This window comes from Bradyrhizobium algeriense, assembly GCF_036924595.1.
In the GTDB taxonomy this organism is placed as follows: domain Bacteria; phylum Pseudomonadota; class Alphaproteobacteria; order Rhizobiales; family Xanthobacteraceae; genus Bradyrhizobium; species Bradyrhizobium algeriense.
Genome location: NZ_JAZHRV010000001.1, coordinates 6,262,549 through 6,282,293 on the forward strand (window position 1 = coordinate 6,262,549; position 19,745 = coordinate 6,282,293).

General features: G+C 62.8%; 19 protein-coding genes. 6 read left to right on the forward strand and 13 right to left on the reverse strand.

The features are described 5' to 3' along the window. The first annotated feature begins 46 nt into the window (after window positions 1–46). A complete protein-coding gene (locus V1286_RS30155) occupies window positions 47–706 on the forward strand; it encodes a hypothetical protein (RefSeq protein ID WP_334485806.1) in 660 nt (219 codons plus the stop codon). Between the two features lie 126 nt (window positions 707–832). Here V1286_RS30155 and V1286_RS30160 read toward each other — a convergent pair whose 3' ends face one another. The 7 genes from V1286_RS30160 to V1286_RS30190 form a co-directional block, all read right to left on the reverse strand. Next, on the reverse strand, window positions 833–1,744 hold the full coding sequence (locus V1286_RS30160) for a heme o synthase (RefSeq protein ID WP_334489999.1): 912 nt from the start codon (window positions 1,742–1,744) through the stop codon (window positions 833–835). A 132-nt stretch (window positions 1,745–1,876) separates the two neighbouring features. Beyond that, window positions 1,877–2,299, reverse strand: coding sequence for a c-type cytochrome (locus V1286_RS30165; RefSeq protein ID WP_334485807.1), 423 nt, complete (start codon window positions 2,297–2,299; stop codon window positions 1,877–1,879). Between the two features lie 133 nt (window positions 2,300–2,432). Beyond that, window positions 2,433–2,831, reverse strand: coding sequence for a cytochrome C oxidase subunit IV family protein (locus tag V1286_RS30170; RefSeq protein WP_334485809.1), 399 nt, complete (start codon window positions 2,829–2,831; stop codon window positions 2,433–2,435). Between the two features lie 9 nt (window positions 2,832–2,840). After that, window positions 2,841–3,563, reverse strand: coding sequence for a heme-copper oxidase subunit III family protein (locus tag V1286_RS30175; protein ID WP_334485811.1), 723 nt, complete (start codon window positions 3,561–3,563; stop codon window positions 2,841–2,843). Window positions 3,564–3,573: 10 nt separating this feature from the next. Continuing rightward, window positions 3,574–4,278 (reverse strand): cytochrome c oxidase subunit 3, encoded by a 705-nt coding sequence (locus V1286_RS30180; RefSeq protein ID WP_334485813.1) that lies wholly within the window; start codon window positions 4,276–4,278, stop codon window positions 3,574–3,576. Beyond that, entirely contained in the window at window positions 4,275–6,050 is a 1,776-nt protein-coding gene (locus V1286_RS30185; protein ID WP_334485815.1) for a cbb3-type cytochrome c oxidase subunit I, read from the reverse strand. The genes V1286_RS30180 and V1286_RS30185 overlap by 4 nt, the downstream gene beginning before the upstream one ends. Window positions 6,051–6,134: 84 nt before the next feature. Then, complete coding sequence (locus V1286_RS30190; protein ID WP_334485817.1) at window positions 6,135–6,968, reverse strand: cytochrome c oxidase subunit II; 834 nt, start codon at window positions 6,966–6,968, stop codon at window positions 6,135–6,137. Window positions 6,969–7,501: 533 nt separating this feature from the next. On the opposite strand from V1286_RS30190, the gene V1286_RS30195 reads away from it, so the two are divergent. Continuing rightward, the gene (locus V1286_RS30195) at window positions 7,502–8,410 is read left to right on the forward strand and encodes a DUF2189 domain-containing protein (protein WP_334485819.1); all 909 of its coding nucleotides are present in this window, start codon (window positions 7,502–7,504) and stop codon (window positions 8,408–8,410) included. A gap of 617 nt (window positions 8,411–9,027) precedes the next feature. Here the strand turns inward: V1286_RS30195 and V1286_RS30200 are convergent. Beyond that, window positions 9,028–10,215 (reverse strand): DUF2125 domain-containing protein, encoded by a 1,188-nt coding sequence (locus V1286_RS30200; protein WP_334485821.1) that lies wholly within the window; start codon window positions 10,213–10,215, stop codon window positions 9,028–9,030. Window positions 10,216–10,325: 110 nt separating this feature from the next. On the opposite strand from V1286_RS30200, the gene V1286_RS30205 reads away from it, so the two are divergent. Continuing rightward, window positions 10,326–10,931: a gamma-glutamylcyclotransferase gene (locus V1286_RS30205; RefSeq protein ID WP_334485823.1), complete on the forward strand. Its 606-nt coding sequence runs from the start codon at window positions 10,326–10,328 to the stop codon at window positions 10,929–10,931. 162 nt (window positions 10,932–11,093) lie between these two features. On the opposite strand, the gene V1286_RS30210 is transcribed toward V1286_RS30205, so the two are convergent. The 4 genes from V1286_RS30210 to ftsE form a co-directional block, all read right to left on the reverse strand. After that, window positions 11,094–11,969, reverse strand: coding sequence for a class I SAM-dependent methyltransferase (locus V1286_RS30210; protein WP_334485825.1), 876 nt, complete (start codon window positions 11,967–11,969; stop codon window positions 11,094–11,096). Window positions 11,970–12,181: 212 nt separating this feature from the next. Continuing rightward, window positions 12,182–12,898, reverse strand: coding sequence for a YdcF family protein (locus tag V1286_RS30215; protein ID WP_417021195.1), 717 nt, complete (start codon window positions 12,896–12,898; stop codon window positions 12,182–12,184). A 168-nt stretch (window positions 12,899–13,066) separates the two neighbouring features. After that, window positions 13,067–14,038, reverse strand: a complete 972-nt coding sequence (locus tag V1286_RS30220; protein ID WP_108512101.1) for a cell division protein FtsX — start codon at window positions 14,036–14,038, stop codon at window positions 13,067–13,069. After that, window positions 14,031–14,690, reverse strand: a complete 660-nt coding sequence (gene ftsE / locus V1286_RS30225) for a cell division ATP-binding protein FtsE (RefSeq protein WP_108512102.1) — start codon at window positions 14,688–14,690, stop codon at window positions 14,031–14,033. The genes V1286_RS30220 and ftsE overlap by 8 nt, the downstream gene beginning before the upstream one ends. A 306-nt stretch (window positions 14,691–14,996) precedes the next feature. Between ftsE and V1286_RS30230 the strand changes: the two genes are divergently transcribed. Together V1286_RS30230 and V1286_RS30235 are read left to right on the forward strand one after the other, a co-directional pair. Next, window positions 14,997–15,881 (forward strand): MJ0042-type zinc finger domain-containing protein, encoded by an 885-nt coding sequence (locus V1286_RS30230; RefSeq protein WP_334485836.1) that lies wholly within the window; start codon window positions 14,997–14,999, stop codon window positions 15,879–15,881. 40 nt (window positions 15,882–15,921) lie between these two features. Next, entirely contained in the window at window positions 15,922–16,299 is a 378-nt protein-coding gene (locus tag V1286_RS30235) for a response regulator (RefSeq protein WP_334485838.1), read from the forward strand. A gap of 169 nt (window positions 16,300–16,468) precedes the next feature. On the opposite strand, the gene V1286_RS30240 is transcribed toward V1286_RS30235, so the two are convergent. After that, window positions 16,469–19,165: a TIGR02302 family protein gene (locus V1286_RS30240; protein ID WP_334485840.1), complete on the reverse strand. Its 2,697-nt coding sequence runs from the start codon at window positions 19,163–19,165 to the stop codon at window positions 16,469–16,471. A 172-nt stretch (window positions 19,166–19,337) separates the two neighbouring features. Between V1286_RS30240 and V1286_RS30245 the strand changes: the two genes are divergently transcribed. After that, window positions 19,338–19,718, forward strand: a complete 381-nt coding sequence (locus V1286_RS30245) for a carboxymuconolactone decarboxylase family protein (protein ID WP_108512105.1) — start codon at window positions 19,338–19,340, stop codon at window positions 19,716–19,718. Window positions 19,719–19,745 lie beyond the last annotated feature (27 nt).

Sequence of the window (19,745 nt, forward strand, 5' to 3'; positions counted from 1 at the left end):
GCCGTTGATCTTCTCTACCGATCTGCAATCGGTCTGGCCGGAATTCATGCGGCATGACGCGGTAGCGCAGCTCTACTTTGCACCATCGAGATTCGATCGGTACCTCGACTATGCGTTTGTCGGCGTCGCCGGGGGCAAGGTCGTCGCCCGGGCATTCAGCGTACCGTTCGCTTTCAACATCGACGGCCGCGCCGAACTTCCCGATGGCGGCTGGGACGAGGTCATCCGTTGGGCTCACGATGATCAGATGGCAGGGCGCGCGCCGAATGCGCTGAGCGCCCTGGAAATCAGTTTGCTTCCCGAAGCGCGAGGCGGCGGCAATTCGCTGGCGTTGCTGGACGCCATGAAAGCCTGCGCGAAAGCCCATGGGTTTGCGGAAATGTTCGCTCCGGTGCGGCCAAACCAGAAGCATCTTCGTCCGTTCGTGCCGATGCGCGATTACGTTGACACAGTGGGTGCCGACGGCTTCCCGACCGACCCCTGGCTGCGTACTCACCTTCGCACCGGGGCAAGGCTCGTGAAGATTGCGCCCTATTCCATGACGATTGTTGGCAGTATTGCCGACTGGTCGCGTTGGACCGGAATGTCGTTCGAGCGATCGGGCGAGGTCTCGATTGCGGGTGCACTCGTGCCGGTCATGATTTCACTTGAACAGGACTACGCGGTTTACGTCGAACCCAACGTATGGGTTCGGTACGCATTGTGACGACCATCCCGTCATTGCTTCGAGCGGTGTAGCGGCGCGGAGCGATTACCTATCTTCAGCTTCTCCACGCCGTGATTGCGAGCGATATCCGGGGCGGTGTTAAAGAGCGACGGACTTCGCGCTGGATTAGAGCGGCTGAACATAGGGTACAGCATTCATCAACAGCACACCAAAAAGAAGAACCAGATAGAGCATGGAAAACGCGAACAGGCGACGCGCAGGCTGCCTTTCCTCGTCGTTGCTCCGACGTACCTGCCATGAGAGAAAAATCATGATCGCTCCAAGCATCGCCGCGGCCGCGCCATAGATCGCCCCCGCGAACCCCAATGCCCAGGGCAGCAGTGAGACAGGAGCCAGAACAACGCTATAGAGAAGAATCTGGCGCTTTGTTTCGGCCCGGCCGGCTACGACCGGCAACATCGGCACCCCGGCGCGGGCATACTCACCGGCAAGATTGAGCGACAGTGCCCAGAAATGGGGTGGAGTCCAAAGGAAGATGATCAGGAACAGGACGAGCGGTTCGAGCCCAACATTTCCGGCGGCCGCGACCCAGCCGATCACCGGAGGGAGTGCGCCAGCCGCACCGCCAATGACGATATTTTGCGGTGTTCGGCGCTTGAGCCACATCGTGTAGATGACGACATAGAAGAAAATTGTGAAAACAAGCAGCGCAGCCGCAGCCATGTTCAGGAAAGTGCCGAGGCCTAGAACGGCGCACGTGCCGAGCATCAGTCCGAAAACCAATGCTTCCGAGCGCGATACACGGCCGCTGGGAATTGGACGCATGGCGGTGCGCGCCATCAACGCATCGATGTCGGCGTCGTACCACATATTGAGCGCACCTGCCGCACCGGCTCCAGCAGCTATGCAAAGAAGAGCCACGACACCGGCGAAGGGATCGATGCCGCCTGGCGCGACCATGAGACCGACCAGTGCGGTAAAGACGACCAGCGACATAACGCGCGGTTTCGTCAGCGCGACATAGTCCCCGATGTTGGCATAGCTCCTGCGAACGAGAATTGAACGATTGATTTGCATGAGATTAATGCCTCCCCTTGCCGCCGACATGGCGGCGTCTTTCAGTCCGGTACTCAAGAAAGCCATCGGTTGTAGAACGCTCTTGTCAGGCAGTCTCCGAAATGCGCAGGCCGGTTTCACCGACTGCGGCTGCTACTGCAGCTTTGCGAGTTTGCTTTCCGCCGGGACAATTCCCGCCTTCTTTCCCGTCGCATCGAACTGCTTGAGGTAGGCGACGATGTCGTCAATCTGCTTTGGATCTTTCAAGCCTGGAAAAATCATTTTGGTGCCGGGTATCTTGGCTTTCGGATCCTTGATGTATTCCCGGAAGGTTGCTTCATCCCAGATGATTCCGGAATTCTTGTTCGCGGGTGAATAGCTGTAGCCTTCAATGGTCCCGGACTTTCGCCCGAAGAGCCCGTTGAGAACCGGGCCAACGGCGTTCTTTGCGTTCTCCCCGATCTGGTGACACACCTTGCATTGGACGAAAACCTTCTCGCCGGAAGCCGCATCCTGGGCATACCCAGGAACGATTGCGAAGATTCCGGCTCCGAGCACGAGAATGAAACGGCGCATCCGACTGTCTCCATGGCCGACAAGGAATATGGTCGCGCAAACCGCAGCGACTATCTTGCCAATTGGCAAGCATAGCCTCGTGCCGACTAGCCCAGCGAGTGATCCTCCCCCTTCTGATGCGAGGCGGCAGTATCTAAGTCGGCGACGCGAAGAACAGGACCCGGATGAGATGCGTGTACTCGGATTCGAACACCATGATGGCCACGAATACCAGCACCAGCACCGGCGGCAGCAGGATGGCATAGGCGAGCGCCAGCCGCTCCCAGGCCATGTGCATGAATACGGCGACGATCAAGCCGGCCTTCAGCACCATGAACAGCAGGATCAGCGACCATCTGAGATAGCCGTGCAAGCCGAAGTAGTCGACGAGATAGGAGCAGGCGCTGAGGACGAAAAGCCATCCCCAGACCACGAGATAGAGCTTGATGGGGTGCTGCTGCCCCTTTGCGTGCACAGCTCCAGCTGGGATTGCGTCATGCACATGAGTGCGTAGCGAAGGTTGTTGTCCGTCTATTACCGCTGTACTTGTCATGCGCCGACCTCACCAAAGATAAAAGAAGGCAAAGATGAACACCCACACCAGATCGACGAAGTGCCAGTACAGGCCGGTGATTTCGACGATCTCGTAATGGCCTTTCCTGCTTGTGAAAAAGCCGCGCCTTTCGACATCGAAGTCGCCCCGCCAGACCTTTCGCGCAATCGCAATCAGGAAAATCACGCCGATCGTCACGTGGGTGCCGTGGAAGCCGGTGATCATGAAAAAGCTTGAACCAAACTGCGCCGCGCCCCACGGGTTTTCCCATGGCCGGACGCCCTCCATGATCAGCTTGGTCCATTCGAACGCCTGCATTCCGACGAAGGTTGCGCCAAGTGCCGCTGTGACCAGCATCAATACCGCGGTCTTGGTGCGATCACGGCGGTAACCGAAATTGACGGCCATCGCCATGGTCCCGCTGCTGCTGATCAGGACGAAGGTCATGATGGCGATCAGGATCAGAGGGATATGATGCCCGCCAATGGTGAGAGCGAATACCTCGCTCGGATTCGGCCACGGCACGGTCGTGGACATTCGCGCGGTCATGTAGGACAGCAGAAAACAGCTGAAGATAAAGGTGTCGCTCAGGAGGAAGATCCACATCATGGCCTTCCCCCAGGAGACATTCTTGAATGCGCGCTGGTCCGAGGACCAGTCGTCAGCAATGCCCCGCCAGCCGGTAGCTCGCACGGCCGATTCTCCCGGGTTTGTCAGCGCAGTCTCTGCCATCTGGTCTCTCCTAGCTGAGCAACCGCCGACAGATGTCGACGAAATCGTCCGTCCAGCCCGTCAGCAGACCAAGCAAGACCAGCCAGACCAACAGCAGGAAATGCCAGTAGATCGTGCAGAGCTCCACGCTCAGGCGCACCTGGGGCATCTCGGCGCCACGCCACACCTTGGCCGTCGTTCTGCCGAGCGCCACCAGGCCACCCATCAGGTGCAGCCCGTGCGCGGCGGTGATCATGTAGAAGAAGGAATTGGCTGGATTGGACGCCACGAAATAGCCCGCGGCCCTCAGCTGTTGCCACGCCAGCAATTGCCCAATCAGGAACGTAACTGCGGACGCCCCCCCTGCGCACAGGCCGACGATGACACCGTCCATGTTATCCCGGCGCGCGGCCACGTATGCCCATTGCAACGCGACACTGCTCACGACCAGCACGCCGGTGTTGAGCCACAGCAGCCCCGGCACGGGCAGTGCCCGCCAGTCCACCATGTTCATGCGCATGGAGTAAGCGCTGATGAAGAGTGCGAACAACGAGGTGGCGACGGCGAGAAACACTCCCAGTCCGATCTTCGCTGCCGGCAGGGTCATTGCTCCCGTGCCCGGGAAGTCGTCGATCGAACCTTCTTCCAGCCAGGGCTTGGCTGTCAGCCGTTGCTGCGAGAGCCACCATCCGACGATGACCGCTATTACAGCCATGAACAGGATGATGGCGCTCACGGAGCAGCTCCCTGGAGGGCCGGCGTCGCACGTGGCTGGTTCTGCGGAATGAAGTCCTGGGCAGCACCGGGCACGCTGTAGTCATACGCCCATCGATAGACCACCGGGAGCTCCTTGCCCCAGTTGCCGTGCCCGGGCGGGGTCTCCGGCGTCTGCCACTCCAGAGTTGTCGCCCGCCATGGATTGCCACCTGAAGCCTTACCCTTGAACAGGCTCCAGACAAGATTGAACAGGAACACCATCTGGGCGAGGCCTACGATCAAGGCCACCACGGTGATGAAGGCATTGAGCGTGTGGACGTTCGGCGTGATGAATGCCGCTTCGCCAATGTCGTGATACCGCCGCGGAATTCCCTGCAGCCCGAGATAATGCATGGGAAAGAAGATCAGATAGGCGCCGAGGAACGTGACCCAGAAATGAAACTTGCCCATCCAGTCATCCAGCATCCGCCCCGTTACCTTGGGGTACCAATGATAGATCGCGCCCAGCACGACCATGATCGGCGCCACGCCCATCACCATGTGGAAATGCGCGACGACGAACATGGTATCCGACAGCGGGACGTCCACGACGACGTTGCCGAGGAAGAGGCCGGTGAGTCCGCCGTTCACGAATGTGATGATGAAGCCGAGGGCGAACAACATCGGGACCGTGAGATGAATGTCGCCGCGCCACAGGGTCAGCACCCAGTTGTAGACCTTGATGGCGGTTGGGATGGCGATGATGAGCGTCGTCGTGGCGAAGAAGAACCCGAAATGCGGGTGCATGCCGCTCACATACATGTGGTGCGCCCATACGATGAAACTGAGCGCGCCGATTCCCACGATAGCCCAGACCATCATGCGATAGCCGAAGATGTTCTTTCGCGCGTGAGTGCTGATCAGATCGGAAACGATGCCGAAGGCAGGCAGGGCGACGATATAGACCTCAGGATGACCGAAGAACCAGAACAGGTGCTGGAACAGGATCGGACTGCCGCCGCCATACTTCATCTGCTGGCCCATCTCGACGAGGGCGGGCATGAAGAAGCTGGTTCCCAGCAAGCGGTCGAACAGCATCATGACAGAGGCGACGAACAGCGCCGGGAAAGCCAGTAGCGCCATCACGGTGGCCGTGAAAATGCCCCACACCGTCAGGGGCAAACGCATCAACGTCATGCCGCGCGTGCGCGCCTGCAGCACGGTCACTACGTAGTTCAGCCCGCCCATGGTGAAGCCGATAATGAACAGGATCAGCGACGCCAGCATCAGAACGATGCCCCAATCCTGCCCGGGGGTGCCGGAGAGAATCGCCTGCGGCGGGTACAGCGTCCAGCCTGCACCGGTCGGCCCGCCGGGCACGAAAAACGCCGAGGCCAGCACCAGGACCGCAAGCAGGTAAACCCAGTAGCTCAGCATGTTCACATAGGGGAAGACCATGTCCCGGGCGCCGACCATCAGCGGGATCAGGTAGTTGCCGAAGCCTCCAAGGAACAGTGCCGTGAGCAGGTAGATCACCATGATCATGCCGTGCATGGTGATGAATTGAAGGTATTGGTTCGCATCAATGAAGGAGAATGTGCCAGGAAATCCCAATTGCAGCCGCATCAGCCACGACAGCACCAGCGCCACCAGCCCGATTGCCGTCGCCGTCAGCGAGTACTGGATGGCGATGACTTTGGCGTCCTGCGAAAAGACGTACTGCGTCCACCAGCTTTTGGGGTGATAGAGCTCAACCTCCGGCACTTCGGCAGGCGGAACGTCTGCGATTCTGTCATACGGGACATCGACCATCGACTTACCTCCCGGTCGTTTCTCCATCACGGCGCGATGAGAGCGTCTTGCGCGCCCAATTTATCTTCGCAGCAGCAGCATTTCTTATTTGCCGCCGGATTCGTACGTCGCCCTCTTAATGGCGCTTCGGCCTGACAATTCCGCAAACGTCTTCTGCTTCTCCAGCCAGGTCCGATAGTCGCTCGCTTCGTCGACGAAAACCTTGGCGCGCATCTGCGCGTGCGCAGCGCCGCACAGCTCAGCGCAGAGAACATCAAACGTTCCGGTTCGGATCGGGGTCATCCAGAAATAGGTGACCGAACCCGGGACCATGTCCATCTTGGCGCGGAACTCGGGCACATAGAAATCGTGCAGGACATCGAGGGAGCGAAGCAAAACCTTGACTGGCTTGCCGACGGGGAGGTGCAAGTCGTCGCTTGCGATGACAACGTCGTCCTGCCCATGCTTATCGTCGGGGTTCAAGCCCATGGGGTTGTCGGAGCTGACGTAGCGAACATCGGTTGTACCCATCCGGCCATCCTTGCCGGGGAGGCGGAAGCTCCAGTTCCATTGCTGGCCCATGACTTCGATCTCGGTGGCGTCGGCCGGAACCGTGACGAACTGGTGCCAGACCACGAGGCCGGGCGCCAACATGGCGCCAACGCCGACCGCGGTCCCGATGGTGAGCCACCATTCGAGCTTTTTGTTTTCGGGATTGTAGGCCGCCTGCCTTCCCTCCTTGTGATGGAAGCGGAAGACGCAATAGGCCATGAACGCGATCACCGCGAAGAAAACCGCGCCGGTGATCCAGAAGGTGATGTTGATGGTGTCGTCAATGTAGCGCCAGTTGGTGGCGATCGGCGTCCACCACCACGGGCTGTAGATGTGAAACAGCACCGAGCCGACTGCGACCAGAAGCAATATGAGCGCAACAACCATCCCTCGCTCCTTCTTGCCAGTAAAGGCAACGGAGTCGAATCAGAGGGCGGAGCCCGCATCTGTCTCGATGGCCGACTTCACATGCGCCATCGCAGTGCGTCTTGCCTCGCCCACTTTGACCGGTCGCGACATCCAAACGTGGCACCGGGCACACGTTACGACCGCTTTCGTCGGAATCCAGGGCGTCAGAAATTGAGGATGGTACGCGTCGGCGCTGGCGTCAATAGATCACTTGAGCGTCGACACGCTGCGCAGATGCAGCAAGCTAACGAGCCAGCACAATCGTTCGACGATGACGCAACGCACCAAATGACCGTGAACGTGCATAGTTCACCAAACCGTGAGCGCTGTGCGGGTCGCATAGCGCTAAGCTCGCCGGGCAGGTCGCGACAAGTTTCGTCCGGCTAAGCTCCTTTCGTTGGACCAGGGTTTGCCGTACTCGGCTCGGCCGCGACTCTCGCACATCAATGCGGAGACACGCGGGTTGCGGCGTCGTTTGACCGCCGCTACTGCGAGCACGGGAGGTTGCGCCTATGGCCACCACGTATTCTGACAGCATCGCAAAGTTTGGACGGCACGTTTTCGGTGACGCCGCCACATATCCGATTCGCAAGATCGAGCTATCCGACCTGGGCGAGGCGCTGCGCCTGGGCTGGGAAGATTTCAAGGCAATGCCAAGTCACGCGGTTGTGGTGTGCGTGATTTATCCCGTTCTCGGTATTGCGCTGTTCAGGATGGTCCTTGGCTATTCGATACTGCCGCTGCTGTTTCCGCTGGCGGCCGGGTTTGCCTTGCTTGGACCCTTTGCCGCGATCGGTCTCTACGAGCTCAGCCGCCGCCGCGAGCGCGGCGAGGAGGTCGGCGTCTGGGATGCGCTTCACGTGCTGCGCGCTCCGGCCTTCGGCGCCATGATCGAACTCGGCGTGCTCCTGCTTGTTCTGTTCGGAGCCTGGATCGGCGTAGCGAATGCGATCTACGTCTCAATCTTCGGCCACGCACCGGCTGCGAGCATCCCCGATTTTGCAACGCGCGTGCTGACGACCCCGGAAGGATGGTCGCTCATCATCGTCGGTTGCGGCGTTGGTTTTCTGTTCGCGGTCATTTCGCTGTGCGTCAGCGTCGTGTCGTTTCCGTTGATGCTCGATCGGCATGCCACGGCGATCGACGCCATCCGGACGTCGCTGCGGGCCGTGATGATGAATCCGATTCCGATGGCCGGGTGGGGGCTGATCGTCGCGGCGCTGCTGGTGATCGGTTCGATACCGCTCTTCGTCGGTCTCGCCGTCGTTCTGCCGGTGCTCGGTCATGCCACCTGGCATCTGTACCGGAAAGTGGTGGAGCCGGATCCCAACCCTCCACAGGAGGAACCCCACCTGCGGAAAGGACACCGCTACGCGGCGGATTTCCCGGCCAATCTCTTCCCGTGGAGCCGCGAGCGCTAGCTCGTAATGATCGAATGGATCCCGGAGCAGCGCCGCCGATTCGTATCGGCCGCGCTACCGGATCAGCGACGGACGCCTCGCATCGGCAATGGGTGAATCCAGTTACGTGCTCGTGGCCCCAGCAACTGGGACCGCGCAGTGCGGCTTGACATAGCCGATGCCCTCCTCCCGGATTGGCTGCTGCCGTCTGCACATCGGCTCGGCTGGTCGAGGCTAGCTAGAAACCGGCCCCCGATAGCAACAGAACTGCACCGAGTGCCATAAGGAAAAGGCCCGGCCAATTCGTTCCGAGCCCCAGGAATCGCAAGCTGCGCCGTGGCGGCTCCAAAGTATCGCGAGCGGGCCGGGAGGAATCCCGGCCACTAAGCGGTCCCCGCCAAATAGCGGTGCGTGCCATGTACAGGAATCCGCCGATAACGAGGAGCGCGCCAAGTCCCATCAGGAACATTCTCGCCTCTCTATTTGTCACTGCCCGCACGATACAACCGGACTCAAGCATCCAGGCTCGAAAAACGTTCCGGCCAAGCGCTGTAATTCAGCAGGTCGCTGTCCGACCTAAAGTCCGGAATCGAAACCAAAGCGGACCTCCATCGACCATCCTGAATTGGCCTGACGTCCTAGAACAGTGGCGGTATCTGCCCCACCTTCAGCGGGCCTAAAAACACCGCGCCGTCGACGAAGCGCAGCGGGAACGCGCGGGCCTTCTTGCCTTCGAGCTCCGCCTCCTTGCCGAGCGCATTGATGCCCGCGGCGACGCCGGTATTGGCGTTCTGCTTGACGACCTTGCCGAGCCCCGGGATCGCCCGGTCGAGCGCGCCGAACAAATTGTTGAGGTCTTGCGATTTCACGCCAGGTGCTACGCGATCGAGCGTTGCCTGCGGCACGCCCTCCTCCAGCATCTTTTCGATTCCCAGCGCCGGAATCACTTTCTCGATGCCCGCCACCGTCATCTGCAATTCGCCGTCGATCCGGCCCTGGGCGTTGAGGCTCAACGTGCCCGCGGCGACCGAGACCAGATCGCCCTGCTGAACCCGCGAGCGCACGACTTCGACACGGCCGCCTGCCGCCTGCAACTCCCTGAACCGTTCCGGCCAGGGCTTTGGCTTGAAATCCTTCAAGCCGCTCAGCCTGGTTTGCACGTCGACATCGAACGGCGCAGCCAGCAGCGGGTGCACTTCCTGCACGCTGCCGCCCGATATCTGCAACACGGTCTCGATCACGGGATTGTCCTGCGCCGAGCCTTCGGCGAACCGGCCGTGCAGCTGGGCCTGGCCGGCGCGCGCGAGCGGCGTCTGCACCGGTCCGTTGATACGATCGATCGAGGGATTCTCGAACACGATGGAGGCGCGCTGCGGAATGTCAGGCAGTCCGCTGACGCTGCTGCGGCCGCTGGTCCAATTCACCTTCATCGACGGCGGCTGCCCGCGATCGGCCAGCGTGGCCGGCGCCTTGAATTCGGCGATCAGCAGTTTCGGCTGGTAGATTTGCGCGATCACCATGATTTCGCCGAGCCGCGCGGTGAACAGCGCCTTCGCATCGGCCGTCTGCGAGACCAGCGCAACGCTGGCGTCGTCGCAGCGGACTTCGAAGCGGAACGGAAAGCCCGCAACCTCGCGCTTGGCGCACGCATAGACCCGGCCGGATTTGGCCTCCTGCGCGGCCCACGCGTCGGCGCGGACGCCGACTTCGGACGCGGCATAGAACCAGAATGCGCTCCATGCCGCAGCGGCGACGACGAGCAAAGCGGGCATGATGAAGAGGCGCCACAGCGGGCGCCGGCGCGGCGCGGGGGTCGTGTCAGGCATGCGGCGTCCTTTGGCTAGCGATTTTGTCAAATGTAAGCATCCACCGATCACAACAAAAGGCATTGATTTTACTTCGCTTTGTCGTTCGGTTCTGGTAGCGGTGCGAGGGTATGTCCGCGACTGATCTCAACGATACGGAATTCTCGACAGGCGACCTCTGGGTGTTCGGTTACGGCTCCCTTATGTGGCGCCCGGGCTTCGAATTCATCGAGCGCCTTCCGGCGCGGCTGATCGGCGAACACCGCGCGCTCTGCGTCTATTCCTTCGTCCATCGCGGCACGCCGGAGAAACCGGGCCTCGTGCTCGGGCTCGACCGCGGCGGCGCCTGCCGCGGCGTCGCGTTCCGGGTCGCGGAGAAGAACCGCACCGCCACCATCGCCTATTTGCGCGAGCGCGAGCAGGTCACCTCGGTCTACCGAGAGGTGAAGCGCTCGGTGTGGCTGGAAAACGAGGCGCGCCAGCGCGTCAGCGCACTCGTCTACGTGGTCGACCGCGGCCATGTGCAATATGCCGGACGGCTGTCGCCGGCAGAACAGTTGCGCCATGTGCTGCAAGGGCACGGCCAGTCCGGCGTCAACCGCGACTATGTTCTCGCCACCGTGAAGGCGATCGAGGCGGAAGGTTTTCGCGATCCCCAATTGCACCGGCTCGCGGCGATGCTGCACGACGCGCATCCGCTTCATCCTGCCAAAGGGGATGCGCAAGACGCGTCATAGATTGGTTTGTTCACCCGCGGCATGCTGCGCCTGTATCTGGTGCGCTGTGACTCCTCGATCCGTCGCTCGACGTCAACGCACCATCAGTGCGTGAGATGGAAGTCCGCCCAAAGCCGGAGCCCCACGGAAAGAGCAAAGATCACGATCAGCACCGGCGGCAGGCTATTGTGCAACGATCCGTCCCCTTAGCGCGAACAAATCGGCCGGCTCATATTGGCGGAATCGCGGCGCGACGTTGTCCACGATCTCGGCCGATGGTTCGCCCGGCACCGAGCTTTCTTCAAGAATCGCGAACCCGGCCTCGCGGAACAGCCTGACATAATCGCTGTGCCGAAGCCGGTTGACGTATTGCAAGCCACTGTTGAACGGGCGCCACTGCGCGTCGTCGTATTTCAGGAAATTGAACCGCGAGAGACTACTGTCCGAACGGGCATAATGGTCGCTGTAGTCGATCGAATGCGTCGTGATTCCGATGGTCACCGCCCGCAGTCCCGCGAGCAACCGCACAAGCTGGTCCGGCGGGATGTGCTCCAGCACCTCGTTCGAGCAGGAGCAGTCGACCTTCTGATCAGTATCAGTGACGTCGTGCGGCGCACGGTAGCAGACGCCAAAACGTTCCAGATGGTCCCAGCTTTCCAGCGTGACATCACCGGTGAGGATTCGCCGCGCCGCATGCTGGATCAGGTCGAGCCGCGCCAGACGGTCGACGTCCGAGGCTATGACCTTCGCGACCCCGAGCCGCCGCAGCGCCAAAGGGACAGCGAGATCCCGGCCGGCGCCGATTTCGAGCACCGACGACGGGGTTCCACCGACATGTCGCGCATAATCCTCGAGGACACGGCGGGCAATATTCTGAAGTGAAACAAGTGTAGCAGCGGGCCGGGGCCAGGTCCGCGTCACATGCCGTTGCAGGAAATAGTGCGCGTGCTTCCCGCCCGGCATTTCGAGCACCCGGAACGCCATGGCTTTAAGTCGCCAACCCATAGATAAACAACCTACAGGCGAGTCCGGATCGACACAACATGGAACCGCGGTCATCCCGGGTACCCGTGCTGGTTCCAGATTCGTCCACGCCGCTTGCTTGATGCGTAGACGACGCCAGTTCGCGACTTGTGCAGGTTGCCGGGATTTCACTAACGCCGTTCAGTTTGCACCGACGGACGCGTTCATGATCACGCCGGAATGATTCACTGCGCGGCAGGTTGGAGACACCGCGTGCCGGCGCGATGTGTCGACAATCAAAAGCCTGCTCAGTTGGCTTGCGCCGTCGCCGGCCGGCGCGGCGCCGGCGCGGGCTGATCGGAAAGTTCGGGCGCCAGGTCGACACCTGCATCCGCCAGCCGCACGCGCACTTCGGCGGCGACATATTTCGCGTATTCCGACAGCAACAGGCGCAGCGTCGCACCGCTGGTCCACCACGGCTCGTCGCGCCAGCGGTCGCCGACCACCGCGAACGGAATCAGCGTGACGTCGGGCATCGCATGCGACAACTCCAGGATGGCGCGCGGCATGTGATAGTTCGACGTCACCACGATCAGCGACTTGAAGCCGCGCTCGCGGAGCCAGCGCCGCGTCTCCGCGGCGTTGCTCCTGGTATTGACGGCCGAACGGTCGAGATCGACGCAACAACGCAACAGCAGTGACTGGTTGTCGGGCAGCGAGCGCGAAATGTCGCTCAGGGCATTGGTCGGATGCACGCCCGAGATCAACAGCCGCTTGCCGTAACCGCCGGCCAGCAATTCCATCGCGTCCGACACCCGCGACGAGCCGCCGGTCAACACCACGATCCCGTCGGCGTTGCGCGCCGGCCTGATTTCGACGCCGCGCAATTGCGAAAGAAAGGCGATGAAGCCCACCGCCGCGCCGACGAACAGGATCGCCATGGCGCCGACGACGACCGCGCGCAGCCATCCGCGCGGCCGCGCGGCCGGCGCTCTCGGCATGCTGTCGTCGTACTGCAAACCCATCTGGTCCGGCGATCCTCTTCCCTTGAGCCGCGTTTCGATGGAATCGAAACCCGGCTCCAGATTCCCGATTTGACGCGTTTTCCTGACGCGAACCGGTCCCCACTTTACTTGGAAAACTTTAGCCCAATTCTAGAACGTTTTCAGACGAAGTGGAGTCCCGGCCCTGCGTCAATCGATGTCATCCAGCGTGGCGAACAGCGTTCGCCGCGAGGCCCAGGCGGTAATGGCGGCGATCGCCACCGCCTGTACCGCGAGCGCCAGATAGCCCGAGGGCGGCAGCGAAAACGTCCCCAGCAGCGCCGCGAATTGATCGCCGACGGGGGTGCCCGAGAACCAGGCGGCGATCGATTCGGAGAAGCCGAAACCCAGCATTGCAGCGCCGCCGCCGATCACCCCGCCCTCCAGCCCTAATCTCAGAAAATGCCGCAGGAAATGGTTGGCGATATAGCGGTCGCCGGCGCCGACGAAATGCAGCACCTCGACGATCGGGCGGTTCGCCGCCATCGCGCCGCGGGTCGCGAACGAAACCGAAATGATCGTCGCCGCGATCACCAGCACCAGGATGCCGATGCCGGCAAATACGGTCGCGCCGGTCATCGAGCGCATGCGCTCGATCCAGGCGCGGTGATCGTCGACGCTCGCCGACGGCGCCACCTGGGTCACCCTGGAGCGCAGGCCTGCGAGATCGAGCGTGGTGCCGGGCTGCACGCGCGCGACGATGACCCGCGGCACCGGGAGCTGCTCGATCGACAACCCGCTGCCGAGCCACGGCTCCAGCAACCTGGCCGACTCGTCCTTGCTGAACGGCTTGACCTGGACGATGCCGGGCTGCGTCCGCATCGCCTCCGCCGCCGCGGTCACGTCGCGCTCGAGATCGCGCCCTGCCTGCGGGCGCACCTGCATGGTGATTTCGCTGGCGACTTCGGACTGCCATTCCGCAGCCGATGCGCTGACGAGCAGCACGGTGCCGGTGGTGATGGAAGCGAGGAACGTCATGATGGCGACGACGGCGACCAGCGCGCGGCCGGAGATCGACGCCCGCGGCACGATCGGCGACATGTTGCGCGCGCGCGCCGGCACCTGCGGGCGCTCCGTCCCGAGATCCACCAGCGGCCCATGCTCGTCACCCATCCTACTCATAGATGTGCAACCGTCCCTGGTGCAGCACCATTCGCCGCGCCTCGTACTGGTCCATCAGCGTGATGTCGTGGGTCGCGATGATCACCGCGGTGCCCAGCCTGTTCAATTCGATGAACAGCCGCAGCAGGCGCCGGCCGAGCGTCGGGTCGACGCTGCCGGTCGGTTCGTCCGCCAATAGCAATTGCGGCCGCGAGATCACCGCGCGCGCGATCGCGGCGCGCTGCTTCTCGCCGCCCGACAGGATCGGCGGCAGCGCATCCATCCGCTCGCCGAGGCCGACCCACCGCAGCAGGTCGATCACCTCCCGGCGATAGCTGGATTCTTCGCGGCCCATCACGCGGAACGGCAGCGCCACGTTCTCATAGGTCGTCATGTGGTCGAGCAGGCGAAAATCCTGCAGCACGATGCCGATCTTCTGGCGCATGTTCGCGACCTGATCCTTGCCGAGCAGCGAGACGTCCTGGCCGAACAGGTTGACGAGGCCGCGCGTCGGCCGAATCGACAGAAACAACAGCCGCAGCAGCGAGGTCTTGCCGGCGCCCGAGGGACCGGTGAGAAACTGGAAGGAATGCGCCGGAATCAGGAAGGTAAGGTCGCGCAGAATCTCCGGGCCGAGCCCGTACCGCAAACCGACATTTTCGAACCGAACCAAGCTCAGCTCCGCTCGACATGAGCCGTGGCCGAGCTCCGCTCGGCATGGGCAGTTGCCGAGCTCCGCTCGGCGTGGGCAGTTGCCGAGCTCCGCTCGGCGTGGACAGTGGCCGAGCTCTGCTCGGTGTGGGCCGCGGCCGTAAACCCCGGACTTGAGCCTGAACCTGGACCCGAACCCGAACTTTGGGCTCGTGGCCCGCTGGTTTGGGAACCAACCGGACAAAACGGTTTTGCGACCGTTATGGTTTCCGATTCGTTAACGGTCGCTATGTAGCATCCGGACAAAGACACGGTAGAGATGGGCTCCATGCATATCGTTTGCCCTCATTGTACAACATCTTACGCCATCAATCCGACCGCCTTGGGACCCGCAGGACGTACTGTCCGCTGCTCGCGCTGCAAGGAAACCTGGCTGGCGCGGCCCGAAGACGCGATCGAAATGGCGGACGCCATGCCGGCCGCCATGCCAGCTTCGGCACAATCGGCCCCGCCGGCTGAAAACGATGCCGCAGCCGAATGGGAGGCGCTGGCGCGCGAGGAAGAGGGGCAGGACGCCCCGGTGGTCGACAGCCCCTCGATTTCGGCCGGCTGGCCGGCCGAGGGTGAAGGTTCGCCACCAGGCGGCGACAGCGACTGGCCGTCGGCCGCCCGGCTGGATGCGCAGGACCATGAAGAGATCCCGATCACCACGCACCGCCAGCGGCTGGCCCGCCTCTTCCGGCCGCCGTCCCTGCCCCGCATCCCCTTTATGCCGTCTGTTGGCCTGCCGACCGCCTGCGCCGCGATGGGCGCGCTGATCCTGGCGCTGATGATCTGGCGCGCCGATGTCGTGCGGCTGCTGCCGCAAACCGCGACATTCTACAAGATGGTCGGGCTGGAAGTGAACTTGCGCGGGCTGGCGTTCAAGGACATCAAGGTCAGCAACGAGACCGTGGACGGCAAGCCGGTCCTGGTCATCGAAGGCACGATCATAGGCCAGACCAAAAACCCGGTCGAATTGCCGCGGCTGCGCTTTTCCGTCCGCGACGAGCAAGGCACCGAGATCTACGCCTGGAACGCGGTGCTCGAGCAGCCGGCGCTCAAGCCCGGCGAGCGCGCCTACTTCAAGTCGCGGCTGGCTTCGCCGCCGCCCGAAGGCCGCAATATTGACGTACGCTTTTTCAACAAGCGGGATCTGGCCGGTCAGGCCTGAACCAGGCTGCCCATCCCGCTGGGGCGAGAGAGACGACTTTATGCCACGCGTGCTGATTGCCGATGACGAGGATTCCATGCGCTCGCTGGTGGCGCGTGCGATCGCCATGGACGGCCACGAGACCGTCACCGCCGAGGACGGCGCCGAAGCGCTCGATATCCTGACCCGCGAACGCGGCACGTTCGACCTGCTGCTGACCGACATCCAGATGCCCGTGATGGACGGCATCGCATTGGCGCTGACGGCGGCGCGCGATTTTCCGGACCTGAAGATTTTGCTGATGACAGGCTTCGCCGATCAGCGCGAACGCGCCTCCGGCCTCAACGCCATCGTGCACGACGTGGTGACGAAGCCGTTCTCGGTGCACGACATCCGTACCGCGGTCGCGGATGCGCTGGCGGCGAGGAAGGCTGGGTAGCCTCCGCTCGTCATTGCCGGGCGTAGCCGTCTGAAGGACGGCGTCGCTTCCGCTCGCCTATGACCCGGCAATCCATCGCTTCACAAGAGCTTTCGCAAAGAAGATGGATACGCGGGTCAAGCCCGCGTATTATGACAATTGCGCCCGGTGACGACGTCAGCGCGAGCGCTCAATAATCCTTCAACAGCCGCTCGATGTAATCGAGTTCGATCTGCGGACGGGACGGATCGGCGAGACGGCGCCGCAGTTCTTCGAGGATCCGGCGCACCCGCTGCACGTCGATCTCGCCGGGGATCTTCACAGTATAATCATCGCTGAATTCGTTGTGGCGCATCGGCCGTCCCAGCGGATCGGTCGAGTTGGCCGCGCCCTGCTGGCGGCCTCTGGGATTGCCGGGGCCGTCGCCCGGCTGGTCGCCGTCACCCTGCTGCATGGCTTCCGCCAGGCTCTGGGCACCCTTGCGCAACGCGTCCAGCGCGCGGCCTTGCGAGTCCACCGCACCGTCGGCATTGCCCTCGCCGAGCCGGCCGGTGGCGTCGCCCATCGCCGAATCGGCCTGATCGAGCCCGTCCTCGCCGTCGCCCTGGTCGCCGCCTTGACCCTGTTGGCCCTGACCCTGCTGACCCTGCCCCCGTTCGCCGCGCTGACCCTGTTGGCCTTGCTGGCCGCGCTGGCCCGGCCCCATGCCACGCTTGGCGAGTTCTTCCTGCAATTTCTTGAGCCGATCGCGCAGGCCCTGCTGATCCTGCTGCAGGTCGCCCATGCTCTGGTCGCCCTGCTTGTCTCCCTGCTTGCCGCGCATGCGGTCGCGCCTGGAATCCTGGCCCTGCTTGTAGGTCTTGTCGCGCAATTGCTGCTGCTTGCGGATCATGTCGCCGAGTTCGTTCAGCGCCTGCTCCATATCGTCGCCGCCCTGGCCGGGCTGCGCCATCTGCAGATTTTCCAGCATCTGCTGCAGCTGTTCCAATAGCTGCTTGGCGGCATCCTTGTCGCCGGACTTCGACAGCCGCTCCAACCGGTCGAGCATGCTCTTGAGATCCTGCTGGCTCAGCATCTTGGTGTTAGGATCGAGCGGGCGCGCCAGCTGCTGCGGGTTGTTTCGCTGCTGCTCGACGAGCTGGCGCAGGAAATTGTCCAGCGCGGCGCGCAGATTGTCCGTGAGCTTCTTGATCTCCTCGTCGGTGGCGCCGCGTTCCAGCGCCTGCTTGAGCGCTTCCTGCGCCGCGCGCAGCGCCTTGTCGACATCAGAGATGTTGCCATCCTCGATGGTGACGGCGAGCGCCCACAGGCTGGCGACGACCTCGCGCAGCGAATCGTCAGTGCGCGCCGCCTCCAGCTGCCGCGACACGCTGTAGAGGCCGAGATAGTGTCCCGCCTCCGGCGTGAACAATTCCGGCGCGATCATCAGCGCATCGAGCGCGGTATAGACCTGCGCATTCTGGTTGGCGTCCAGCGCCAGGATGCGGCGCTGCTCGATCAGGGCGCGCGCCAGCGGTTTTGTGAACAGCCGCTCCGGCAGCCGCATGTTGAAGGCCTCGCTCTTGCCCTCGTTGCCGGCCTCGTCCTTGGCAGTCAGCGTCAGCGTCACGTCGGCGCCGGCGTAGGGATCTTCGCTAAGATCCTTCGCCGTCTGGCCGACGCCGTTGCGGGTGCGCGCATTCGGCAGCACCAGCGGAAACTGCGGCGGCTCGAACAGCGGCCGCCGCTCGGCCTTGTCGGCCTCCTTGTTCTTGCCGTCCTTCACATCGGGGGTCTTGGCATCGGGAGTCTTGGCATCGGGAGTCTTGGCGTCGGGAGTCTTGGCATCGGAGGTCTTGGCCGCATCCGCGTTGCGGGCAGCGAATTGCGCGCGGGCTTCGGTGACGCCGTAATCGTCCTCGAGTTTGTAGGACATCTGCAGCGAACCGCGGGCCTGGCGTTCCGGATCCTTGACCAATGAAATGGTCGGCGCGCGGTCGGGCGTGGCCGCGAAGCGCCACAGCGGCTGGCCGGACGGCGCGCGGACATGCGCGCTGCCGTCGCCCGTGATCTTGAAGTGCCGTTCGTTGGTGCCCTTCGGCGCCTGCTCGCCCGGCGCGACCTCGGTCACGCCGCCGCCGACCACGACATCGATGGTGCCGCCGCTGGAGCGCACCAGCAGCGTACTGCCTGACGGCACCGACAGCGGTGCGCCGCTATCGGGCGAAGCCGCATCCCTGGCGGCGGACAGAATCACCGGCGGCTTGCCGGTATAGACCGGCGGGGTCACCCAGGCATCGACCCGGACGTTGGCCGGCGCCAGCACGCCGTTCCAGTCGAACGCCGCGGCAATCCGCAGCGCGCGCTCGTCGCCGGCGGCGACATAGGCGGCCGCCAGCATCACCATGACCAGCGCGCGCAGCGCCCAGGGATCGTGGATCGGAAGCCGCGGCGACGGCAGCCCGGCGCGAATCCGCTTGATCGAGGCCAGCGTGCGCTCGCGTTGTTCCCGCCACAGCGCCTGCGCGATCGGGTCCTTGTTTGAGAGCGTATCGGTCAGCGCGGTCGCCGGGCGGTGGCGAATGCCGGTGCCACGGTCGAGCCTGCTCAACGCCTCTTCGCGGGTCGGCCAGCGAAACCGCGCAAGCGGGTACAACGCCGCCAGCGCCAGCACGATAAACAGACCGATGCCGATTGCGCGTGCTAGAAATGGCAGTGCCAGCCATAATCCGGCCCAGGATGCCACCAGAAACAGCCCGACCACGTTTAAAATCCGGGCGAAGCCCGGCCAGGCGCGCTCCCACGCAATCGCATACTGAGCCCGTTGCAGGGCCTGCGTCAGTTGAAGCCGCGCGACAGCATCCGGCTCGCGCGGGGTTTTCGTGGGGTCGGGGGAGGCTTCGTTCAACAAAATTCTCCGGGTTGCCGACAAATCACCCTAGCACGGCGGCGGCATTGAGGCACCCCGCGTCCAGAGGGTTCCCACACCCGGAATTACGCATAACACGAAGGCGTGACTGCCGGGCTTTAGCCCCGTAGCGTCGGTTTCGAACCCGTAAAAATACGTAAGGAAAGCGTTCATGGACCAGAAGACACACGACAAGGGCCTGGAAATTCGCAAAGCCGTGCTCGGCGAGGCCTATGTCAACAACGCCCTGAAGAACGCCGACAGTTTCAACAAGCCGTTCCAGGAACTGGTCACCGAATATTGCTGGGGCGCGGTGTGGGGCCGCGAGGAATTGCCGCACAAGACGCGCAGCATGCTCAACCTCGCCATGATCTCGATCCTCAACCGGCCGCACGAATTGAAGGCGCACATCAAGGGCGCACTGACCAACGGCGTCAGCCGCGACGAGATCCGCGAGATCTTCATGCAGGTCGCGATCTATGCCGGCGTGCCCGCCGGCGTCGACAGCTTTCGCATCGCGCGCGAAGTGTTTGCGGAATTGGACAAGGCGTAGAGACCAGTCGACATTTCATCCGTCATT